The organism is Microcoleus sp. Pol7_A1 (assembly GCF_036701085.1).
GTDB classification, from domain to species: Bacteria; Cyanobacteriota; Cyanobacteriia; order Cyanobacteriales; family Microcoleaceae; genus Microcoleus; species Microcoleus asticus.
Genome location: NZ_JAUBQD010000017.1, coordinates 89,957 through 111,476, shown reverse-complemented (window position 1 = coordinate 111,476; position 21,520 = coordinate 89,957). Strand labels below are relative to the sequence as shown.

Here is a 21,520-nt window from a genome sequence, read left to right as displayed (position 1 = left end):
TGCTTACTTAAATGGCTTAATTGGTAAGCGAAGAAATGTTTGAGTATAAATACTCATCGCAAAAGTGACACGCTCCCTCCATTTTTTAGTGATGTCAAAGTTTAAAATCTGCTTTTAACTGTTGTAAGTCTATTATTTTTCCCCTATGGGCTTGTTGAATACCGCATTGCAACTGGGCAATAAATTCGCGACCGTAGAGAATTTATATGGTTTCTAACAGAGATTCAAATTGTTTAAAACTGAGCACAATGATTGCCGATTTTCCATCCTTAGTGATGATAGCTGGCTCTGCTGCTAAGTCATCGCGCTACTTTGGCAGTTGTTGTTGCGCTTCTGTAATTGTCAGGTATTTTGGTGTATTTCCAGGAGTTAAATTTTATAGTTATTATAGCATGGTTAATTCAGCACAATATCTGCGCTAGCAATTCATTTAGCAAATAAGGTGCGCATTGCGCACCTTACTCTTAGTCCACGCACCATCCGGACTTTGTTTGTGTAGCCTCGAATTCGATTCGGCGGGTTAACATCGGCTTTCTAATCCGATTGTAATTAACACTAACCCCTATTTTTCTCCGACCAAATGCGGGTTGGCAGTCCCCAAACGTAGACAAAGCCTTCGGCCGCTTTGTGGTCGAATTCGTCCTCTGCGCCGTAGGTTGCTAAATCGAAACTGTACAGGGAATTTTCGGATTTGCGGCCGACAATTGTGGCATTTCCTTTGAACAGTTTGAGCCGCACAGTTCCAGTTACTCGCTTTTGCGTGTCCTGAATAAATGCGTCTAAAGCTGTTTTCAAAGGATTGTACCAAAGACCGTTGTAAATCATTTGGCTGTAGGTTTCTTCGATGCCTCGCTTGTATCGCGTTACATCTGCTGTCAGAGTCAAACTTTCTAAGTCCCGGTGCGCGTGCATCAAAACTAAAATCGCTGGTGTTTCGTAAATTTCCCGCGATTTAATTCCGACTAGGCGGTTTTCAATCATGTCGATGCGCCCGACTCCGTGATTTCCAACTATTTCGTTGAGTTGGGAAATTAAGGCGACTGGTGATAAATCTTTGCCGTTTAAACTGACAGGATTTCCGCAATCGAAACCGATTTCAATATATTCTGGTGTGTCGGGAGTTTGCTCGATCGCCTTTGTCATCAAATACACCTCTTCCGGCGGTTCCGCCCAAGGATCTTCGAGGATTCCGGCTTCAATAGCCATTCCCAACAAGTTGCGATCGATGCTGTAAGGAGAAGATTTTTTCACGGGCGACGGAATGCCGCATTTCTCGCCGTATGCGATCGTTTCCTCGCGGCTCATTTTCCACTCCCGCGCCGGTGCTAAGATTTTAATCTTGGGATTGAGCGCGCCGATCGACACATCGAACCGCACTTGATCGTTTCCTTTACCCGTACACCCGTGGGCGATCGCATCTGCACCGTATTTTTCCGCAGCTTCTACTAACAATTTAGCAATTAGCGGGCGAGCCAGCGCCGTAGAAAGGGGATAGCGATTTTCGTAAAGTGCGTTAGCTTGAATTGCTGGAAACGCATAGTTTTTGACAAATTCCTCGGTAGCATCGATTACCAGCGATTCCGAAGCACCGGATGCCAAAGCTTTTTTGCGGATCGGTTCTAATTCGTCTCCCTGTCCCAAATCCGCGGCCAGAGTAATTACCTCTTCCACACCCCACTCGTTTTTGAGGTAAGGAATGCAGACGGAGGTATCGACTCCGCCCGAATATGCTAGCACAACTTTTTTAGCGCGACTCATTGCTATTTACATCCTGAATTTAACTGACATCTTGCACCATTTACTATAATCCCGCTCCGGGGCGGGCAAGATGCCCAACCCACAAGAAAATTTAATTTGTGTGGAACAGGCCCGAAAGCCTGTTTCTGAGAATGGTGCAAGATATCCGATTTAACCGACTTTTCATTATGCACCTAATTGACATCGATTCTTGTCAGAAATAGTACAGATTTATATATTCTTTTTTTGCTAAAGTTTGCTATTTTGCGGAGGAGTTGCTGCGGAAAATCTGTTACCGTGGGATACGGTAACTGTGGCAATGGGGAAAAGGCGTGTTTTTTAGTGTTGTGATTCCGACGTACAATCGTAAACCGATTTTGGCAAAATGTCTGCTGGCTTTGGAAAATCAGCAGTTCGGTGAGATTGTCAGAGAGTATGAAGTAATTGTCGTGGACGACGGCTCGACTGACGGGACGCTGGAGTGGTTGGCGGCAGATGCGGACTTGTTGCCTCATGTGCGATCGATCGCCCAATGTCACCAAGGCCCGGCGGCGGCCCGGAATTTGGGCGTTGAAGATGCTAAGGGCGATACGATTATTTTTATTGACAGCGATTTGGTGGTAACAGAGCATTTTTTGCAAGCACACGCCGATGCTTTGCTACAGGGTTACAAAGATACTGATGCGGTTTTTACTTACGGCAGCGTGATTAATACTTGCAATTTCGACAATCCTACTTCGGAACCTTACAAAATAACGGATTTTTCGGCGGCTTATTTTGCTACGGGAAATGTGGCGATCGCCCGCCACTGGCTGCTGGGTGCTGGACTGTTTGACACTCGGTTTCAACTGTACGGATGGGAAGATTTAGAATTGGGTGTCAGGTTAAAAAAGTTAGGTTTGAAACTGATTAAATGTCCGGCTGCTGTCGGATATCACTGGCATCCACCTTTTAGTTTAAAGCAAATTCCGGGCATGATTGACAGAGAAATTCAGCGGGGCAGAATGGGAGTTTTGTTTTATCAAAAACACCCAAGTTGGGAAGTACGAATGATGATACAAATGACTTTTTTGCATCAAATACTCTGGGGAGTTTTATCATTGGGCGGGATGCTGAACGAGCGGACGATGGCTCCTTTTTTGCAGTGGTTGATTGACCGAGGCAAGCCGCAGTTAGCTTTAGAAATTGCTCGGATTTTTCTGAATTGGTATAACGTTAAAGCCGTGTACGCCGCAAGCGGGGAATTGCAGACCGAGACAAAGATACCATAAATCAGCCCGATGGCGCAAATAAAATATGAGATATTGTAGGAGTTTTTCAGGGCGTATTGGTGTCAATTTAAGCTCCAATGTAGTAACGGTATACTGTTTTACAGTTAGGCCAAAATCCCCCTAGCCCTGCTTAAAAAGGGCAATTTAGGGGGTTCAAGACTTGGATACAAACAAGACAGACAAAGGATTTTAGTCTTAACTTGACACCAATAGTCATGGCTGGTTTAGTTGGCGTTTAGAGTAAGTAGATCTACTGAAAAAACCTAACACTGAGTCACTCAGTAAATGCAGGCGAAACCTGGTTATAGACACTGTAAAAGTTTTATGTTTAATCAAAGTTGCTTAGCCTGTGCTTTGAGCAAGCTCTGCTTTTCACTCGATTGACTGCGATAATTTGAGCCGCAAACATTTTCAAAGGACGCTCATTTTTGATATTATGATAGATGATTTAGGAGTACGCTATATATAGCCGATAGTTGTGCTAATTTCCCGGGAAGTGTGAGGTACAAGCGGTTAATAGCTTTAAAAAGGTTCCCCCAAATAAAATTCAATAGTTCGAGAGCCTGCTGTGAATACAACTGACGGTAAAGATCCAAGACTAGAAACTCTTACACTTCAAAACACTGTCTTACAAGAAAATATTTTAATGGTGGACGACCACCCAGAAAGCTTGCGGCTTTTATCCCAGCTTTTGTCTAAGCGGGGATATAAAGTTCGGCCGACACGGGATGGCAAATTGGCTCTCAACTTTGCTCTATCGAGTCCACCTGATTTGATTTTGCTGGACATCCTGATGCCAGGTATGGATGGCTATCAAGTCTGCGAACAGCTAAAAGCTTGTCCGGAAACCAAAGATATTCCTGTGATTTTTATCAGTTCTTTAAATGAAGTTTTTGATAAAGTAAAAGCTTTTTCGCTGGGGGCAGTAGACTACATTACTAAACCGTTTCAAACAGAAGAAGTGGTGAGTCGCGTCGAAAATAAACTGCTTCTGAGCCGGCTTTATAAGCAAGTTTTAGCACAAAATGCGCAACTGCAAGCAGAAATAGAAGAACGCAAGCGGATCGAAGCAGAACTCCGAGACAGCCAACGCTGGCTGTCGGCAGTAATTCAAACGAATCCTAATCTTTTGTACGTTTACGATTTGATAGAACAGCGAACTCTGTATATTAACCGCGAAATTTATAGCGATATTGGCTACAGCCTTGAAGAAATACAACAGATGACAGGAGCATTTATTCATAACTTAATACACCCTGACGATTTGCCGGGATTCTCAGAACACATGAGCAGGATTGAGACAGCAAAAGACGGTGAAAGCTTTGAGTTTGAGTACCGAATTCAGCACAAAAACGGTGAATATAGCTGGTTTTTGAGTCGGGATACCGTTTTTGCCAGAACAGCAGACGACAAACCTTGGAAAATTCTGGGAACTGCTACTGAAATTAGCGATCGCAAACAAGCTGAACTCGAACTTAAAACAGCTTTAGCTGCTTTGGAACGGCAAATCAAGCAAAGATTTCTGCTAGAAACAATTACTCTGGAAATTCGCTACAGCTTAAAGCAGGATCAAATTTTTCAAACAGTGGCGGCCCAAATAGGTCGAATTTTTAATGCCGATTGCTGCTTGATTCACACCTACAAAGAACACCCAAATCCCCGCATTTTTAATGTGGCTGAGTACAGAAAAACCGCGTCTAAATCGCTTTTAGATGTAGAAATACCCGTAAAGGGCAATCGTCACACTCAGTTTTTATTATCCCAAGATCAAGCTGTAGTTGCTGATGATGTCTTTGCCGAACCTCTGCTAGAAAACGTCAGAGAATTGTACTGTCAAATAGGTTTGAAGTCGATGATCTCCATCCGCACTTCCTACCAGGGAAAAGCTAACGGAATGATATGCTTGCACCAGTACGATCGCCCCCGCCACTGGACGCAAGATGAGATCGGATTATTGAAAGGTGTGGCGGCACAAATGGGAATTGCGATCGCTCAAGCCAATCTTCTCGAACAAGATAAACAACAGCGACTTAAACTTCAGCAGAGCGAAGCTAGTCTAGCAGCAGCCCAGAAAATTGCCCATATCGGCAGTTGGGAATTTGATTTACTCACCAAAAAAATTACTTGGTCAGAAGAAGTATTCCGCATTTTTGGTCTTAACTCAACCGCAACTGAACCAAGCTCTGCCAAACTTTTAAAGATGTGTCATCCCGACGACAGAGACTTGTTCCAACAAAGTGTCCACCTGACTATATCACAAGGAATTTCTTACAAAAAAGAGTTCCGATTTTTGCATCCCAGCGGGCAAATTCTATACCTGGAAGGAAGGGGAGAAGCTGTTTTTAACGAAACCGCAGAAGTAATCAAACTGTTGGGAACAGTCATGGATATTAGCGATCGCAAACAAGCCGAAGCAGCTTTGCAAATTAGCGAACAGCGAGAACGAGAAAAAGCGCAACAGCTAGAACAAACTCTGGAAGACTTAAAAAATGCTCAAACCCAGCTCATTCAAGCCGAAAAAATGTCAACTATCGGGCAAATGGTAGCGGGAGTAGCCCACGAAATTAATAACCCCGTCAACTTCATCTACGGTAATATTATTCCCGCCGCACAGTACGCTCGCGATTTGGTAAACTTAATCGATCTCTACCAGCAACACTATCCCGAACCAGTTGCCGAAATTGACGAAAGATTGGCAGAAATAGAAGTAGATTTTATCGCTGAGGATTTTCCGAAAATCCTGGCTTCAATGCAAGAAGGTGCTAACCGCATTAAGCAGATCGTGCTGTCTTTGCGAAACTTTTCAAGACTCGACGAAACAGAGCGCAAAGTAATAGATATCCACGAAGGGATAGAGAGCACTTTGGTGATTTTGCAGCACCGATTGCAGTCACAAGTAAAACGTGGGGAAATTCAAGTTATTAAAAATTACGGCGAACTGCCAAAAGTCGAGTGTTATCCGGCTCAATTAAATCAGGTATTTATGAATTTACTGTCGAATGCGATCGACGCTGTGGAAGAGTCATCAGCAAACTGTACTTGCAAAGTTAACCAAATTCGCATTGTTACTGAAGTCAGCAGCGACAATCAAGTGTGTGTGAGGATTTCTGACAGCGGGCCCGGTATCCGTCCCGAAGTTCAGTCAAGGATGTTTGACCCGTTTTTTACTACTAAACCGATCGGCAGCGGCACTGGTTTGGGGTTGTCGATTAGTTACCAAATTGTTAAAGACACCCACGGCGGTAAGTTGGAGTGTCATTCAGAAGTTGGCCGGGGGACAGAATTTGCGATCGAACTGCCGATTTCGCAAAAGTTGAAAGTTAAAAGTTAGGATAAGCTGTTATATCTTGTCCGGTAAATTAACCATAATTCTTGTAGTGACCAGTTTACCAACAATCTATAATATAAGCCAGAGACGAGCATAAACGCGCCCCTACCGTCAGATTGGAGGCAATTCAACAAAGATTATATTAATCGTCTATCAGAACCTATTCTATGGTGCGTCCTAACCTGACATTTTATCTAGTATTTCCTGTGAACGATTTGTCATTTAGTTTAATGTCATCCTAAACATGATAAAATAAAGAGTTAGCCTTTAGAGGCTCCAGACGTTGCGCTGCTAAAATTAGTAGTGAATATTACAGTTGCTATTATACAAACTCTGTCAACATACGTCTGCTGTAGCGTCTACCACATTTTAACTGAATTATGACTGACTCAATTCGCTTCCTCATGTGCGCTCCCGACCACTACGATGTAGACTACGTGATTAATCCGTGGATGGAGGGAAATGTCCACAAATCATCGCGCGATCGCGCCGTCGAACAGTGGGAAAAACTCTACCACGTCCTCAAAGACAACGCCGTGGTAGACCTCGTACCGCCAGAAAAAGGCTGGCCGGATATGGTTTTCACCGCCAACGCAGGCTTGCTGTTAGGCAATACCTTCGTCCTCAGCCGTTTCTATCACAAAGAACGCCAAGGCGAAGAGCCCTATTTCAAAGCATGGTTTGAAAGCAAAGGTTTCACCGTGCACGAACTCCCGAAAGACTTGCCGTTTGAGGGCGCTGGCGATGCTTTGCTCGATCGCGAAGGACGCTGGTTGTGGGCCGGATACGGCTTCCGTTCCGAACTAGACTCGCACCCGTTACTAGCAAAATGGCTCAACATTGAAGTGCTTTCGCTGCGTTTAGTTGACGAACGTTTCTATCACCTAGATACCTGTTTTTGTCCCCTGACAGGCGGCTATTTGCTCTACTATCCAGCCGCATTTGATTCCTACTCAAACCGCTTAATTGAAATGCGAGTGGCGCCGGAAAAACGCATTGCCATTGAAGAAGCAGATGCCGCAAATTTTGCCTGCAATGCCGTCAATATTGACAAAATTGTGGTAATGAACAAGGTTAGCGAAGCCTTGAAAACGCGCATCACTAAGGCCGGTTTTCAAGTGATTGAAACGCCGCTGAGCGAATTCCTCAAAGCTGGCGGTGCTGCTAAGTGTTTGACGCTGCGGGTAACGGAACCTGTGCAAGAAGAGCGATCGGCAAACGTGATGGTAGAAAGCCGCACAATTCGCATGGAAGGTCACTTGCTCGATGCCGGTTTAATCAGCCGCGCTTTAGACTTAATTATCGAAAACGGCGGCAGTTTCCAAGTGCTCAATTTCAATTTAGGAGAGCAGCGGCAAAGCACATCATCTGCAGACGTTAAAGTTTCGGCTCCTTCCCACGATGTGATGGAAGAAATCATGGGACTGCTGATTGACTTGGGTGCAGTGCCCCCGCCCCAAGAGATTTGCGACGCTATTTTAGAGCCTGTAGTGCAAGATGGCGTCGGCCCGGACGACTTTTATGTGAGTACGATTTATCCCACGGAAGTGCGGGTAAAGAACCAGTGGGTGAAGGTACAAAATCAGCGGATGGATGGAGCAGTAGCTATTACAGAAGCGGCAGAAGGCCCAGTGGCAAAATGCAAATTATTGCGCGATTTAAAAGTAGGTGAAAAAGTAGTTGTTGATGTGGTCGGCATCCGCACCATCCGCAAAACAGAATCGCGGGAACAGCGCAATTCTCAAGAATTCAGCTTTATGTCGGGCAGCGTTTCTAGCGAACGCCGCGTCGAATTGGTAGTAGAACAAGTAGCGTGGGAATTGCGCCAAATTCGCGATCGCGGTGGCAAAGTTGTAGTTACGGCAGGGCCTGTTGTCATCCACACCGGCGGTGGCGAACATTTAGCGCACTTAATTCGTGAAGGTTACGTGCAAGCGTTGTTGGGCGGAAATGCGATCGCAGTTCACGACATGGAACAATCGAATATGGGAACTTCTTTAGGAGTTGACATGAAACGCGGCGTAGCGGTGCGCGGCGGACACCGCCATCACCTGAAAATAATTAACACTGTACGGCGTTACGGGAGTATTGCAAAAGCTGTTGAAGCCGGGCTGGTTACTAACGGTGTGATGTACGAGTGCGTGAAGCATAATATACCCTTTTCCCTAGCAGGTTCGATCCGCGATGACGGGCCGCTTCCTGACACGCAAATGGATTTAGTTAAGGCTCAAGAAGAATATACTGAGCTGTTACGGGGTGCAGATATGGTGTTAATGCTGTCGTCTATGCTGCACTCAATTGGCGTGGGAAATATGACGCCGGCGGGTGTGAAGATGGTCTGTGTGGACATTAATCCGGCGGTGGTGACGAAATTGAGCGATCGGGGGTCGATCGAATCTACTGGAGTTGTTACCGATGTGGGATTGTTCCTAAGTTTGTTGGTGAATCAATTGGATAAATTGACCAGTCGCCATCATGTAACTCAATCCGTGTAGACTTGGCGGTTGAAACCGCGTCTATACAAACTTTCGTCCCTCTGTAAGAGACTGAAGAATAGAGGTTAGTAGGGTGCGCATTGCGCACCTTACTAATTCCTAGAAATTTTGAAGCAAAAAGCGATGGTACAAGAATTAATAGACCTCAGAAATTGTATTTTAGAAGGCAGAAATGAAGATGATCTAGCGAGAGTCGATGAATTAGAGGGCAGGAGCAAACAAGCAACTTTACGGAATAATTGCTGTAAAATACTGAGGGTAATAAACGATGCGTGCGATCGCACCCTATCGAAAGCTATTCGTAAATCAGAGGGTGGCTGGGGCGGGTTTACTTGCTCTTTCGCGCTTTTTTAGCGATTTAGATCGACCCGCCCCTATATTGCCTACAACTTTGATATTGCAATAAAAAGCCTCAGACCCGCAAGCCTGAGGACCGGAGTTCCTGAAAATCGTCACTTCTTACTATTGTTGCCAACAAACAGCACAATATACAAGAGGGGTGCAACCCAGCACGGCAGCTTTTGGCAGACAGAGAGAGATTGCTTCCTGAGTCGCAACGCGAAAGCAATGTTTAATTCAACACTTCACTTTGCAAAACAATTCTTCTCGCCATTTACATATCTGGGTTGATAATTTTGCTTTAGGATGGGAGTCTGTCCTCGATCGCAATATAAGGAGCACCGTGAGTTCCCGTATATATTTGAGTCGGGCGGTAAATGCGGTTTGCCTCTAGTTGTTCCTTCCAGTGGGCCAACCAGCCGGCAACGCGGGCGATCGCAAAAACCGGCGTAAACAAGTCGATGGGAATTCCCATTTTTCGGTAAACCAGACCAGAATAGAAATCTACATTTGCATAAATTCCTTTGTGACCCAAGTTCTCCTCAACCACTTCTTCCAACTTGACAGCAATGTCGTAATAATCGTCGTGGCCGAAGTTCTCAAACAACTGTTCCGCTAACCTCTGAAGAATAGTTGCTCTCGGATCTTTCACCTTGTAAACTCGGTGACCGAAGCCCATGATTTTGTCTTTATTTGCAACGCTCTTCTCGACAAAAGCCCGCACGTTTTCTACCGAACCAATTTGCTCCAACATATCAATCACTTCTTCATTAGCTCCCCCGTGCAGTGGCCCAGCCAAAGTGCCAACGGCTGAAGCAATCACTCCGTAAGGGTCTGTCAGCGTCGAAGCTGTTACCATTGCCGAAAATGTAGAGGCATTAATTGTATGTTCAGCGTGGAGAGTCAGACAAGTGTCAAAAATGCTAGCTAACAGCGGATCGGGTTCTTGCTCGTTGAGCATATAAAGAAAGTTAGCCGAGTAGTTCAAATCATCCCTCGGCCGCACCGGATCATTTCCCCGTCGCATTTGCTGGAACGCTGCTACCATTGTGGGAATCTTAGCTAGCAGCCGCACTACAGCTTCTCGAATGTATCCCTGGTTGGGGAGAGCTCGGCGCGAGTAGAACAAGCCCAGGGCGGCCGCTGAAGCTTGCAGGGCGTCCATTGGATGTCCTCTTTCAGGAAAGCATTTCATCATGTCCCGGATGCGATATTTGATCCGGCGGTGATACCGAATTTCATGCTCGAAAGCTTCTAGTTCTTCCTTTGTCGGAAGTACCCCCCAGATTAATAAATATGAAGTTTCAACAAAGGAACTTTTCAGTGCTAGTTCCTCGATGCTAATCCCGCGATATTCCAGCAATCCTTTTTGTCCATCGACGTAGCTAATGCTGGACAAGGTGGCGGGAACACCTTCTAAACCTGGTTTGAATTCGCCGACGACCATTGCGATACCGTTTTGTGTGAGTTGAACAATACTAAAAGTACATTACCAGAAACCAAGATAGTGTCACAGTCTTGACAAATAATCATTTAATTGCGGTTCAGAAACCGGGTTTTTCAACCGAGAACCCGATCGCACCGCTGCGTATTTTCGCCCCTTTTTCCCGGTTTTGGCGTCCGGGAATGCGGGTTTAAGAGGGCTGGCGCCTCCTGTTACTGTCAGGGCGGTTCGCTGTTTCTAGGGCAGCAAAAACTTGGGCGGAGTTAGCCAAAACATTTGGCTGCGGCCCACTGGGGACCCGGTTTCCGGGAGGATTAAGCCGATGATACCTGCTTTTTTGAGAATCAGGGCATCTTGCGATCGAGCCCAAAGCAAAGTTTCTGCCCAATGGCCTAAATCTGGTTGGTGGCCGACCAGGGCCAAGCTGCTGCTACCTATTTCCTGCCACTGTTTGTACCACTCCAGCCAGTTCCCGATGCCTCCTGAAGGTGCGAGGGCGGCGGATTCTTCTATTTTGGAACTGAGACCGACTGTTTGCAGGATTTGGGCGGTTTGCTGCGCCCGCAGTAGGGGACTGGTCAGAATCAGGTCAAACTGAATTTCGAGTTCGTACAGCCGCTGGGCGATTTTCCGGGTTTTACGATCGCCCTCTTTAGTGAGCGGGCGTTCTGAATCTGTATCGTATTCTTCGGGTGAGGCTGCGATACCGTGGCGGATCAGGTAAATAACCATATATCAATACTTCCAGGCATTTTATCCCATTTTTCTAGGAGCGGTCTAGGATATACCTACCTTCTTTTGCCTATTCTACAACTGGATTAGACCTCTGGCGCCGTTATCTGGTTTGCGCTTGTGTAGCGATCGCGCCCTTGTCGTTTCGCATCGTACAATGCTCGATCGGCGAGGGCAACGAGTTCATCCGGTGATGTTGCCAAGGAGGGAATCACAGTCGCAATTCCCATGCTAACGGTCACGATCGCGCTCACATCAGATTGCTCGTGAGGGACTGCCAACTGTCGGATTGCCTGACGCATCGACTCCGCAACCGCGATCGCCCCTGCAGCATCCGTATTCGGCAGGATAGCAGCGAATTCTTCGCCCCCATAGCGCACAAACAAATCGGTAGAACGTTTAACCGCGGCTGCTGCGGCTTTCGCGACTTTCACCAAACAAGTATCCCCAGCTTGATGTCCGTAGCAATCGTTATATCGCTTGAAATAATCTACATCCAACATAATCAACGAAAGCTGTTGTTTGCCCTGCATCAGTCGGTGCCATTCCGACTGCAACCGCTCATCAAAACAGCGGCGGTTTGCTACTTGTGTTAGCCCATCTGTCGTAGCAATTAATCTTTCTCGTTCCGCCCGGTGTCTTAGCATCTCATCTGCCCGCTTGCGTTCTGTAATATCAGCAAAAGTCGTCACTACTGCATAGGGTTGAGACTGATTGAGATGGAACAGCGGTTGAGAATTAATCGAGATCCAAGTCAGCGTTTTATCCGATTTGTGAATGCCCATAACCACATTCGATTGCGGTTGTCCCGTGCGCAGGGTAATTGTTGCCGGATGCTGTTCGCCCGGGAACGGTTCGCCATCCTCCCGAACGGTTCGCCAGTCTAAATCTTCTATCGATGTGTGCCCCATCATTTGCTCCGGGGTCAGCCCGATAATCCTTTCGGCACTAGCATTGCAGGCAGTAATTTGTCCGTCTGCTAGCTGGAGTACGACACCTTCTGTCATGGTGATAATCACAGAACGGTACCGTTCCTCGCTTTCCTGCAATTGACTCAGGAGAATGTTCTTAGCATCAAATTCTGAAGCCAGATGCAGGCTGCTTGCCAGAAACCCGGCCATCAGTTGTAAAGTCTGGATATCTGACTCTGTAAAGGCAGAGGGTGTAGCTGAAAGCACTTTTAAGACGCCAACCCGATCGTCCTGATAGAACAAGGGAACAACCACCATTGACCGGAGACCAATGCGCTCGCAGGCAGCCCGATTTACCCGTGCATCGGTTTCTGAATCCTCGCAAAGCATGATTTGACCCGTCGCAATACATTTTCCCGATAAACTTGTCCCTACTTTGATCCGTAATCCAATATAGGGGGTGGCGATACCGCTGGCTGCCCGATACACCAATTCATCCCCTTCCACAATTTCAATCACTGCTCCATCGGCGCGGGTCAAATCTTGAGTCCTCTCTGCAATCACGGCCATGACTGCATCGAGATTGGGATTGTGGATGGCGATTTTCTGTTGGGTAGCAATCACTATACTCAGACGCTCGAACTCTTGTTGTAATGCTGCTTCTGCTTGCTTGCGATCGGTGATATCCTTCATAAAGCAGTGATGCCCGATCGCTCGCTCCTGCGAGTCGTAGGCTGCCAACATCACCAATTGCTTGTAAAAAATCGAACCATCTTTCCTGATACCGCGGGCCTCAACCTCCACTCGGCCCTCGGCTCGCATTTTTTGATAAGCCGCTATCATCCTGTCGCAGTCCTCAGGATGAACTGTTTTCTGCCAATTCATACCCACCATTTCTTCAGGTTGATAACCCGCTATATTGGCGTAGGCTTGATTAACTGTGATATACCGTCCGAAAATATCCAGGCGCGAGATGCCGTCCACCGCATTAGCAAGAGCTGTACTCATTTCTCTGAGTTCTGTTTCCGCCTGGACAAGATCCGTAATGTCTTGGGATGTACCAAACAACCGAATGACTTGTCCCTCTGCATTGAGTTCGACCTGTCCTCTGGCTTCGGTATGGCGGATAGAACCATTCGGGCGCAAGACTTTGAGGCGCAATAGATAAGGCTCTCCCCGAGTCAGCGCTCGTTGAACTACCATTTGTAGCTGTTTGGCACTTTCGGGATGGTAAATCCGCAGGTTTTCTTCATAGGTAGGTTCGCCCAGTGCCCTGTCGCGTCCCAAAATCTCAAATAGTTGGGGAGACCAGGTAATTTTACCCGTAATCGCGTCCCATTCCCAGCTACCGATGTGGGCAACCCGCTGGGCTTCTGACAACCTGGTTTCATTCTGTTGCAGGGCAGTTTCTGTTTGCTGGCGACTAGCGGTAATGTCATTTTCGTTGACGACCAACATCGGGTTGCCTGTTACCGGGTCTTTGGTACACCGCACGTCGATCCTGTGCCAGCGAATCCCCGCCAGAGTTATCACTTGAGCCTCAGTGATCGAGACCTCGCCGTACCCTTGAACTCCCATTGCTCGCTCTCCTACCTGAGGGTCAACAAAGTGGCTCAGAAAAGCATTGTCTGACGCAGAGCGAGGGTGCAGCGCATCCCCATAACAGCGCAAGGCCGCCGGGTTTTCCAGCAGCGGTAAGCCTTCTAGGGTGTACAGGGAAACCATGAGCGTGGTGTGCCGGAGTGCCTCGATCGATCGCAGGATTTCCGGCTCCATTTGATGAGCGCTTTCGACCGTACCCTCGACCAGCATTGCCAAACGCCCGCTCTCTATCCCGATCCCAGAACACCGACAGCGGACAGAAACAGGCTGACCGCCCGGGTAAAACGTCCACTGCTCGGACAAGGTTTTGCCTTGCTTAAACTGCTGCAGATATGTCTGCAAGCGAATCCGAGTAGACTCTGACACATCGCTAAAGTTGCGGCTCGCAAGTTCTTGCTGGCTAGAAGCGTTCCACAGGTACAAGGATGCTTGGTTGGCCCACCACATTTGCAAATGCTCAATATCAAATATCCAGATCGGGTTTTGCAATAACTCAAAGGCTCTGAGGTGGACAATACCCCCGCTCAGGGAACAGGCAAACTCTGGTTGCAGGCAATTTTCATGGACTATTGGCGCGCTGTCTGTATTAATTGCAGTTTGATTCGGTTCTGTTTTGAGTTCCGGCGGTTGATTTGGCGGCAGCACCGGGTGGTGAGATATCAGGTGCCGCATCCTCAACCCAAGCAGCACTGCAACGTGTTGCAGGATCTGAACGTCGAGAGGTTCCCACTGACGCGGACTTCGGCATTCATGAGCAATCAACAGTCCCCAAAGCTTCGGAGATTGCTGCTGTTTGCCATCTAGCAAGATTGGCACAACTAAATTTGCCTGAACCTGGGTGCGATCGAGCAATTCGACATCACAAGCTTGAAGATGACCGCTGTGAATATCAGAAATGCTGCTAGTTTGTCCCTGGCTGTAACGCTCTACCCAGGTAGCTTCAAAGCAAGAATCATAAATCTGTTTTCCTAGGATTCGCGGCCACTGAGCATCAACCGATTCAGCAAATACTACGCCATCTCCCTGTGGTAGGAAGCGATAAATAATCACGCGATCGGTTTGCAGCAGCACCCTCGTTTCTTCTACCGCACATTGCAAAATTGTCTCCAGATCGCCCAAGTCGTTGATTTGAAGTGCAATTTCAGTAATTTTTTCTAGAATATTCTCTAATGACCAAGAGAAAGTCTCTTTTGTAGACATCTCCGTGTTCCTTTTTTTGTTAAGTATTTTTTTACTATTCTAACCCGCCACCAAAAAATATAATAATTTGTTTTAAGCCGTAGCAACTGCTTGTTTGGTTGAGGAACGAAACCAACACTTTATGTTTGGATTAAAACTTTAATGAAATGGTACAAATTTTATTTTTTATGTGAGTTAGCCAATAATTTATGTTTTTCCGTCTCTATTTGGCTTCTTGAGCGGCTTTTTTATATAAAAAGTTAGCTAAAGTTTCCTCACCAACTCTAAAAAATTGTAATTTATTTAAGCAATTAATTTGGAAATATCAAAAAAATAACCCTGTAAAACTTTTAAGATTCAAGGATTATATTGTGAGTTTAGTAAGCTATATAAAACTAAGTTTTTCCAGCAATCGGGTTTGTTTTTCAAAATACTTCGTTGTTTTTATTTACAATAGTTAAAAAAAGGTTTCTTTGGTGTATTTGTGGAAAATAATCAAATTTATTCTTGTTATTCCTGGAAAAATCAACCGGGTTTTTTAAACCCCTTACTTCGTTCAAACCCTCAATAAGACTTAAAAAACCCGGTTGATGAGAGTTAGAGTGCGTAGATGACCGATCGTCAAGTTGAGATTTTGCCCGGAAGCAAAAAAAAACGCGGCAAAACCTGGTAGCAACCGGAGACCGAACCCAGCAACAGCCTGGGAAGGCTGTTGCTGGAAGAAATACCGCACCTACAAAATCCAGAGTTAATGATCGTAAACAGGATTGTCTTTAGGACTAATTAATTTCAGCAACTTTTGCTTGATCTGGGTATCGAATACTTCCCATTTCAGCCTCGCATAATCGCTATTCTCATTGTCGCCGGAAAGAAATCCTACCGGAATTTCAAAACCTCCTGCTTGACTTCTACCACCGCCAAAAAAGCGTCCTTGAGCATCTTGACCGAAAGCTTCTTTAATAAATTCGTCGGGGTCGAGAGTGAGTTTAGTAGTTCGCAGCGAGCCAATTACTACTTCAATTTCTTCGTCTTTGTCGTGAACAATTCCATAAACAACGGCTGTATGTACGTTCTCCTCTGTTACTAAAAAGTCCGCCGCTTGGGGAATAGAATCCCGATCGTCATAGCGGAGGTAGCCGATGCCGGCGATCGAAAAATTGTTCTGGACGGTGCGGTTTTTGAGCGCTCGCTCGATCGCGTCCATCACCCATTTAGAACGAGACGACTGCAACACCGCATTCAGCAACTGCGGGTCGTAAAACCGGCTCAAATAAGCCGCAGCTAAAAAGTCCTCTTCCTGAGCTTGTCTGAGGGCGTTTGTATCCGATCGCAAACCGTGCATCAAAGCTGTAGCGCACTTGATGTGCAGACTGACGCTGCCGTCGAGAGTTAGGAGTCCAGCCTGTAAATACTCGGCAAAAATCGTGGCTGTAGCGCGGATTTGAGGGCGCAAATCGGTAAATTCTGCGTTCATTTCCCCCTGCAAATTGTGGTGGTCGATGACGGCGGCGATCGGAACTCCAGCCGCTAAAATAAACTCGGTTAAGTTACAAGTCGTGCCTTGGTTGTCGATGAAAGCGCAGCCCTTATACACCGACAAATCCTTAGTTTTTAATGTTTCCAGCGTCCACCGCTGCAACGGCAACCCTGTCAATTTAACTAAGGCAATATTTTCTTGGTGGCTGAGGGCGCCGGCGTAGATAATCTCGCATTGGATATCGTACTGTTCGGCGATTAATTTGTAAGTCCAAGCGCTTGAAAGTGCGTCTGGGTCTGGAAAATCTTGCAGCAATATTAACTGGCGAGTGCCTTTGTGCCGATCGAGCATTTGGCGCAATTGCTCAACTTTGCGATCGTGCAATTCCTCGCGGAGACTGGTGCGATTCTCTTCGGAAGCAACTTCGGCTTTGCTGCGCCGTTTCCCAGGCGCACTCACTCTGGGTACAACCTCGGTGCTGGGTTCAAGCTCACCTTCGCGGTTATCAGATGTTTCATCGGAATTAGCAGGGAAATGGTCTTTCATTGTTAAAAATTAACAATTTAACTATTCAGGATTTGCGCGACATTCGCTTTTAAACCCGGTTTGCTTGTAGATGCCTTGTTGTCAAAGCCAATACTTCTTACGAGAAACCGGATTTAAGAGCGTAAATTCTGTCTTTAACTTTTTAACTTTTTAACTCGTGCACCCCGGGTGCGTTGCGAGGAAGGAACCAATCTCAGAAATCAGAACTTCCGCAAAAAACCCCCGCGCTTGCGCTGACAGGGGTTTTAAAGGCCTATTACATATTTTTGCCATTCTTTGTGCATACCGCTCTTAACGTGTTTAGTCACTTCAAAATAAAGACCGCTGTGAGGTTTCCTCGGCGGATAGCGCAGCGGCATTCCCGCTTCTTTTGGCGTGCGGCTGCCTTTATTGACATTGCAGCGGACGCACGCCGTAGCGAGGTTTTCCCAAGTGTCGCATCCTCCGCGCGATCGGGGAATCACGTGATCGAGCGTCAAATCGTCCCCGGTATAACCGCAGTATTGACAAGAGTGCGCGTCCCGGTGCAAGATGTTCCGGCGGGTAAGCGGAATATCCTTATAGGGAACTCGGACGTAATGCCGCAGTCGGATCACAGTTGGTAGCGGAAAATTTGGCGCAATAAATTTCCCGTTGTGTTCTACCTGTTCTGCTTTTCCTTTCAGCAACAAAACTACCGCCCTTCGCCAATTGGTGATGTTAAGGGGTTCGTAGGAGGCGTTCAGCACCAGAACATTGCCCATTGTTGATTATTAAAGAGAATATTTTTCCCGATAGTAACACAGGTTCGGCTTTAGGTGGGGCGGGATCGGGAAGGGCAAGGCTCAGCAAAAAACGGTCAAAAACCGCACCTTTACCCTATACCTTCGCGCCTGCGCCCACTGTGGCTGCACCTATTTTCTGCCGCCGGCGTTTGTCAGCGAGCATTTTTCCCTGAGTTTTGGCCTCGATGAGGCCAGTGTGTGCGATGGCAAAAATTTGCAGAATTAATTTTATTTTTTTCCCTAAATGCCTAATCTTCCCGGCAAAAAGCAGTCTAACTTTTTAGAGTATTAGTAACCTTAAATGAAAAAGCTTATTACTGCTCATGGAATTTCGGCTCTTAAAGTCAGCTTTTAGCGCGTCAATTATTGCCCTTGTTGCTCCGATTTTAGCAAGCAGTCCCGCCTTTGCCCAAACGCCTTCATTCTTCTGCGGCGCTGCTGGCGGCCGCCCAGCTACAATTGCTGTCCAACAAGGCAAAAATATTCCCGTTATTCTGTGGCTAGCTGATAACTATTTCAATGAATCGGGAGAAGACGCGATTACTCGGTGCACCCGAGTCTCGGGAATTCTCAACAACTCGCAACCACAAGGCAACTGGGAGAATATTATCACATCAGGTGCATCTCCCAGCGGTCAACTAATTATTTGTGCAGCTAATTCTCAAGACGGTTCCTGTAGATTATTATATCAAGTACCCAAAGGGCAAAATCCCGAACAAGCCCGACAAGAACTCTTAAGAAAAGTCAAAAATCCTAATGTAAGTGTTTCGCCGGTTAAGATAAATTGATAGTCAGAAGTCATTAGCTACGGGTAGGAACACGGCATTGCCGTGTCATACTTGCAGATTATTGAGAGGACACGGCATTGCCGTGTCCCTACTTGCAGATAGTTGAAACTCGTGTAAAATACTTCGGTTGAGTGGTGAAAAAATTGCAGCTTTGCTTCAGCAATTCTTCTAACCCTTCAACCTGCCTCAGCCAGACAGTGCCGTTGCTTCCAGCTACAGCAAGTTGCTTTCCGTCTCGACTCCAACTGACGCTAACAACATTCTCCTCGAAGTCAAATTGAGCAACCTGTCGCCCCGCTAAATTCCACAGCCGCACACTCTTGTCAATTCCCACTGTAGCAAGCCGTTCTCCGTCGGGACTAAAACTAATTGCTTTCGCATCAAAATGCAATGTTTGAAATTCATTAACTAATTCTTTTTCTGACATATCCCACAGGGCGACTTTGCCATTCAATGTTACTGTTGCAAAGCGATACTGGTATTGATCCGAACTGAAACTGAGCCCAATTGCCTGAAGTGGCAGTGTTTTTTTCAGCTTTCCCGACAAATTCCAAATTCGGACTGTAGATTTGCCATCTAAAGTTGTTAAAAAATCGCCTTTTGGGCTAAAATTGACGCTTCTCACTAAGCCGTTGTGACCCGGTATTTGCACGCTAGGTGATGCTAATTTGGGCAGATTTGACAATTTCCAAATTGCAGCCTTGCTGTCTATTCCTGCCGCAGCTAACAACTTTCCTTCGGGACTAAAACTGATGCTGGTAACAGAGCCTTGAATTCCTTTCAATTGAGAAATATTTTTACCTGATAAATTCCATAATTTAACGGTGCTGTCCCTTCCGGCAGTCGCTAAAAATTTACCGTTTGGGCTAAAGTTTACCATATTAACTGACTGCTGCAAAGCTTTCCATTCAGCAATTTTTTGCCCGGAAAAGTTCCAAATCCGAACCCTATCATCTATTCCTGCGGTTGCTAACATTTTCCTGGTTGGGCTAAAACTGATGCTGGTAACTGCACCTTTATGAGCTTGCCAATTTATCTTGGTTTGCGGCGGAAGTGATGATGCTTTCGTCTGCTGTTGTTGACTAATTTTATCAAGAATTATTTGTAAGGCTAACAGCGGTCTAGTTGCCGGATATTCTTCTAGCTTGTGTTTGTTTTTAACCAAGGTTTTTAATCTTTTTCCCGAGGCGATCGCCCTCAGTAAAGCTTCTGATAAAGCTTCGCTGTTTTCTGTCTTTTGAGATACCGCTAACAGTAAAGCATCGCTGCCATTTTGTTCGATTTCAATACTTGCTTGTGCTAGTTTAAACCGCTGGTAAGCGAGAGTTGAAAAGCCGATCGCCCCCACTAACGATGCTGCCAGTACCGCAGAACCGATTCTGATCCAATGTTTGGCTTTTTGTTTGGCAGAGTCAGCTTCCATCAAAGCTTTTTCGGCATCACACACAGCTTTTTGGGTTTCTAGTTTAGCTGAATGCAGCAGTTGATTTTGGTCGCTCAAAATAACTTTTTGGCTGGCCGTCAAAAACTGAAAATCTTCGTTTCTTAAACTTTTTCCTGCCGCCCAAACTAATGCTGACTGCAAATCATCCCCTCGCAACAGTTGAGAATTATCTTCACAGCTAGAATTTAGCCAGAGTTTGATAGCTTCCGAGTAAGGCGAGAGGTTTTCTAATTTTTGTTCTATTAACTCTTTGTTAAATACAGCTTCATAAATAGGATTAGAAATTGTTAATTTTTCCCGGCGCTTAACGATTAATCCGCTCAATCGCAATTCCATTTGTTCGGCACTGCCATCGGGGACAATTTCAGCTTGCTCTAAAATTTGCTGATACAATCCGAGTCTCCTGACAATGCGCTGGTTTTCTTTGAAAAGCCGATCGCGAATTGTGGACAAATGTTCGGGCACATCTTGAGTTTCCCAATTTTCCACGATTTTCAAGTGCACTACCTTCTCAACCCACTCTTGAGAAGTGTTAATTTTATCTTTTTCCCCCTCTTGGCAAGGGGCGGCTGCATCTTTCTCCCCCCCTTGGCAAGGGGCGGCTGGGGGGGGTAAATTCGGGATTAATTGTGGATTTTCCAGCAGAAGTTTGCACAGCTTTTGAGTCAAAAAAGGCTGCCCGCCCGTCCAATACAAAACCTCTCTCAAAACTTGATTAGGGCTGTCTGTAAGCTCTGCCAACCCCGCTGCTAGCGGTTGAGCTTCTGTTTCGTCAAAACCAGTTAATTCGATCGCCTTGCCAATATTAAAAGGGGTATTGGTGGTGGCATTTTTCTCGCGGCACAAATCGGTGGGCGATGCTACACCTAAGAGGGCCCAAGTTAGGCGATCGAACTCTGAATTGTTGGCGCGCTTGTTGTAGCACGATCGAATTAAGGCTAAAAAATCGTCGGCGGGAAAATCTAGGGCGAGAATGCTGTCGATTTCGTCAATAAAAATGACAATATTGCTGAAAATGTTGGGTAACAGTACGGTTTCGATGAATTCGCTCAATCTTTGAACCGGGGTTAAAAAATTGCGATCGCGCCACCAAGTCCGCACGTTGACAATATCCGACAGGCTAAAGTTATTTTCGAGAATGCGTAGCAAACCAGCATACCACTGTTCGGGAGTGACGCCGCGGTTGCCAATTTCGGAAATGTCGATCGCAGCACAAGCAATTCCTTCATTTCTCAGCCGCTGAATTGTCCGCACCTGCAAGCTAGATTTGCCCATTTGCCGGGAATTCAAAACATAACAAAATTCCCCGGCTTTCAATCCGTTATAAAGGTCGTCGTCTGCTTGCCGCTTCACATAATTTGGAGCGTTATTTGTTAAACTCCCACCGACTTGATAGTAACTGGGCTTTGTTGTAAAATCCATAAAATCAAAAAGAACCTTCGGCGGTTTAAACCGCAAAGAGA

At 46.2% G+C, this 21,520-nt stretch carries 11 protein-coding genes; 4 read left to right on the top strand and 7 right to left on the bottom strand.

Annotated elements, in window-relative coordinates; translation table 11 throughout:
• Nucleotides 1–555: 555 nt before the first annotated feature.
• On the bottom strand, nucleotides 556–1,758 hold the full coding sequence (locus QUA20_RS12715; RefSeq protein ID WP_333189182.1) for an argininosuccinate synthase: 1,203 nt from the start codon (nucleotides 1,756–1,758) through the stop codon (nucleotides 556–558).
• Between the two features lie 311 nt (nucleotides 1,759–2,069).
• Between QUA20_RS12715 and QUA20_RS12710 the strand changes: the two genes are divergently transcribed.
• The 3 genes from QUA20_RS12710 (at nucleotide 2,070) to argZ (ending at nucleotide 8,831) form a co-directional block, all read left to right on the top strand.
• Nucleotides 2,070–3,008, top strand: coding sequence for a glycosyltransferase family A protein (locus tag QUA20_RS12710; RefSeq protein WP_333189181.1), 939 nt, complete (start codon nucleotides 2,070–2,072; stop codon nucleotides 3,006–3,008).
• Nucleotides 3,009–3,576: 568 nt separating this feature from the next.
• The gene (locus tag QUA20_RS12705; protein WP_333189180.1) at nucleotides 3,577–6,339 is read left to right on the top strand and encodes a PAS domain-containing protein; all 2,763 of its coding nucleotides are present in this window, start codon (nucleotides 3,577–3,579) and stop codon (nucleotides 6,337–6,339) included.
• Nucleotides 6,340–6,716: 377 nt separating this feature from the next.
• Nucleotides 6,717–8,831 carry a bifunctional arginine dihydrolase/ornithine cyclodeaminase gene (argZ, locus tag QUA20_RS12700; RefSeq protein ID WP_333189179.1) on the top strand — a complete coding sequence of 705 codons (2,115 nt, stop codon included), beginning with the start codon at nucleotides 6,717–6,719 and terminating at the stop codon, nucleotides 8,829–8,831.
• Between the two features lie 640 nt (nucleotides 8,832–9,471).
• Here the strand turns inward: argZ and QUA20_RS12695 are convergent.
• The 5 genes from QUA20_RS12695 to QUA20_RS12675 all read right to left on the bottom strand — a co-directional run bounded on the left by QUA20_RS12695 (nucleotide 9,472) and on the right by QUA20_RS12675 (nucleotide 17,804).
• Nucleotides 9,472–10,617 carry a citrate synthase gene (locus QUA20_RS12695; protein WP_333189178.1) on the bottom strand — a complete coding sequence of 382 codons (1,146 nt, stop codon included), beginning with the start codon at nucleotides 10,615–10,617 and terminating at the stop codon, nucleotides 9,472–9,474.
• 234 nt (nucleotides 10,618–10,851) lie between these two features.
• The gene (gene sixA, locus QUA20_RS12690) at nucleotides 10,852–11,346 is read right to left on the bottom strand and encodes a phosphohistidine phosphatase SixA (RefSeq protein ID WP_333189176.1); all 495 of its coding nucleotides are present in this window, start codon (nucleotides 11,344–11,346) and stop codon (nucleotides 10,852–10,854) included.
• Nucleotides 11,347–11,432: 86 nt separating this feature from the next.
• The gene (locus tag QUA20_RS12685; RefSeq protein ID WP_333189175.1) at nucleotides 11,433–15,059 is read right to left on the bottom strand and encodes a diguanylate cyclase domain-containing protein; all 3,627 of its coding nucleotides are present in this window, start codon (nucleotides 15,057–15,059) and stop codon (nucleotides 11,433–11,435) included.
• 727 nt (nucleotides 15,060–15,786) lie between these two features.
• Nucleotides 15,787–17,061 (bottom strand): bifunctional oligoribonuclease/PAP phosphatase NrnA, encoded by a 1,275-nt coding sequence (locus QUA20_RS12680; RefSeq protein WP_333189174.1) that lies wholly within the window; start codon nucleotides 17,059–17,061, stop codon nucleotides 15,787–15,789.
• 245 nt (nucleotides 17,062–17,306) lie between these two features.
• Nucleotides 17,307–17,804: an HNH endonuclease gene (locus tag QUA20_RS12675; protein WP_333189173.1), complete on the bottom strand. Its 498-nt coding sequence runs from the start codon at nucleotides 17,802–17,804 to the stop codon at nucleotides 17,307–17,309.
• Nucleotides 17,805–18,148: 344 nt separating this feature from the next.
• On the opposite strand from QUA20_RS12675, the gene QUA20_RS12670 reads away from it, so the two are divergent.
• Nucleotides 18,149–18,613 (top strand): COP23 domain-containing protein, encoded by a 465-nt coding sequence (locus tag QUA20_RS12670; protein WP_333189172.1) that lies wholly within the window; start codon nucleotides 18,149–18,151, stop codon nucleotides 18,611–18,613.
• 88 nt (nucleotides 18,614–18,701) lie between these two features.
• On the opposite strand, the gene QUA20_RS12665 is transcribed toward QUA20_RS12670, so the two are convergent.
• Nucleotides 18,702–21,479: an AAA-like domain-containing protein gene (locus QUA20_RS12665; protein ID WP_333189171.1), complete on the bottom strand. Its 2,778-nt coding sequence runs from the start codon at nucleotides 21,477–21,479 to the stop codon at nucleotides 18,702–18,704.
• Between the last annotated feature and the right edge of the window lie 41 nt (nucleotides 21,480–21,520).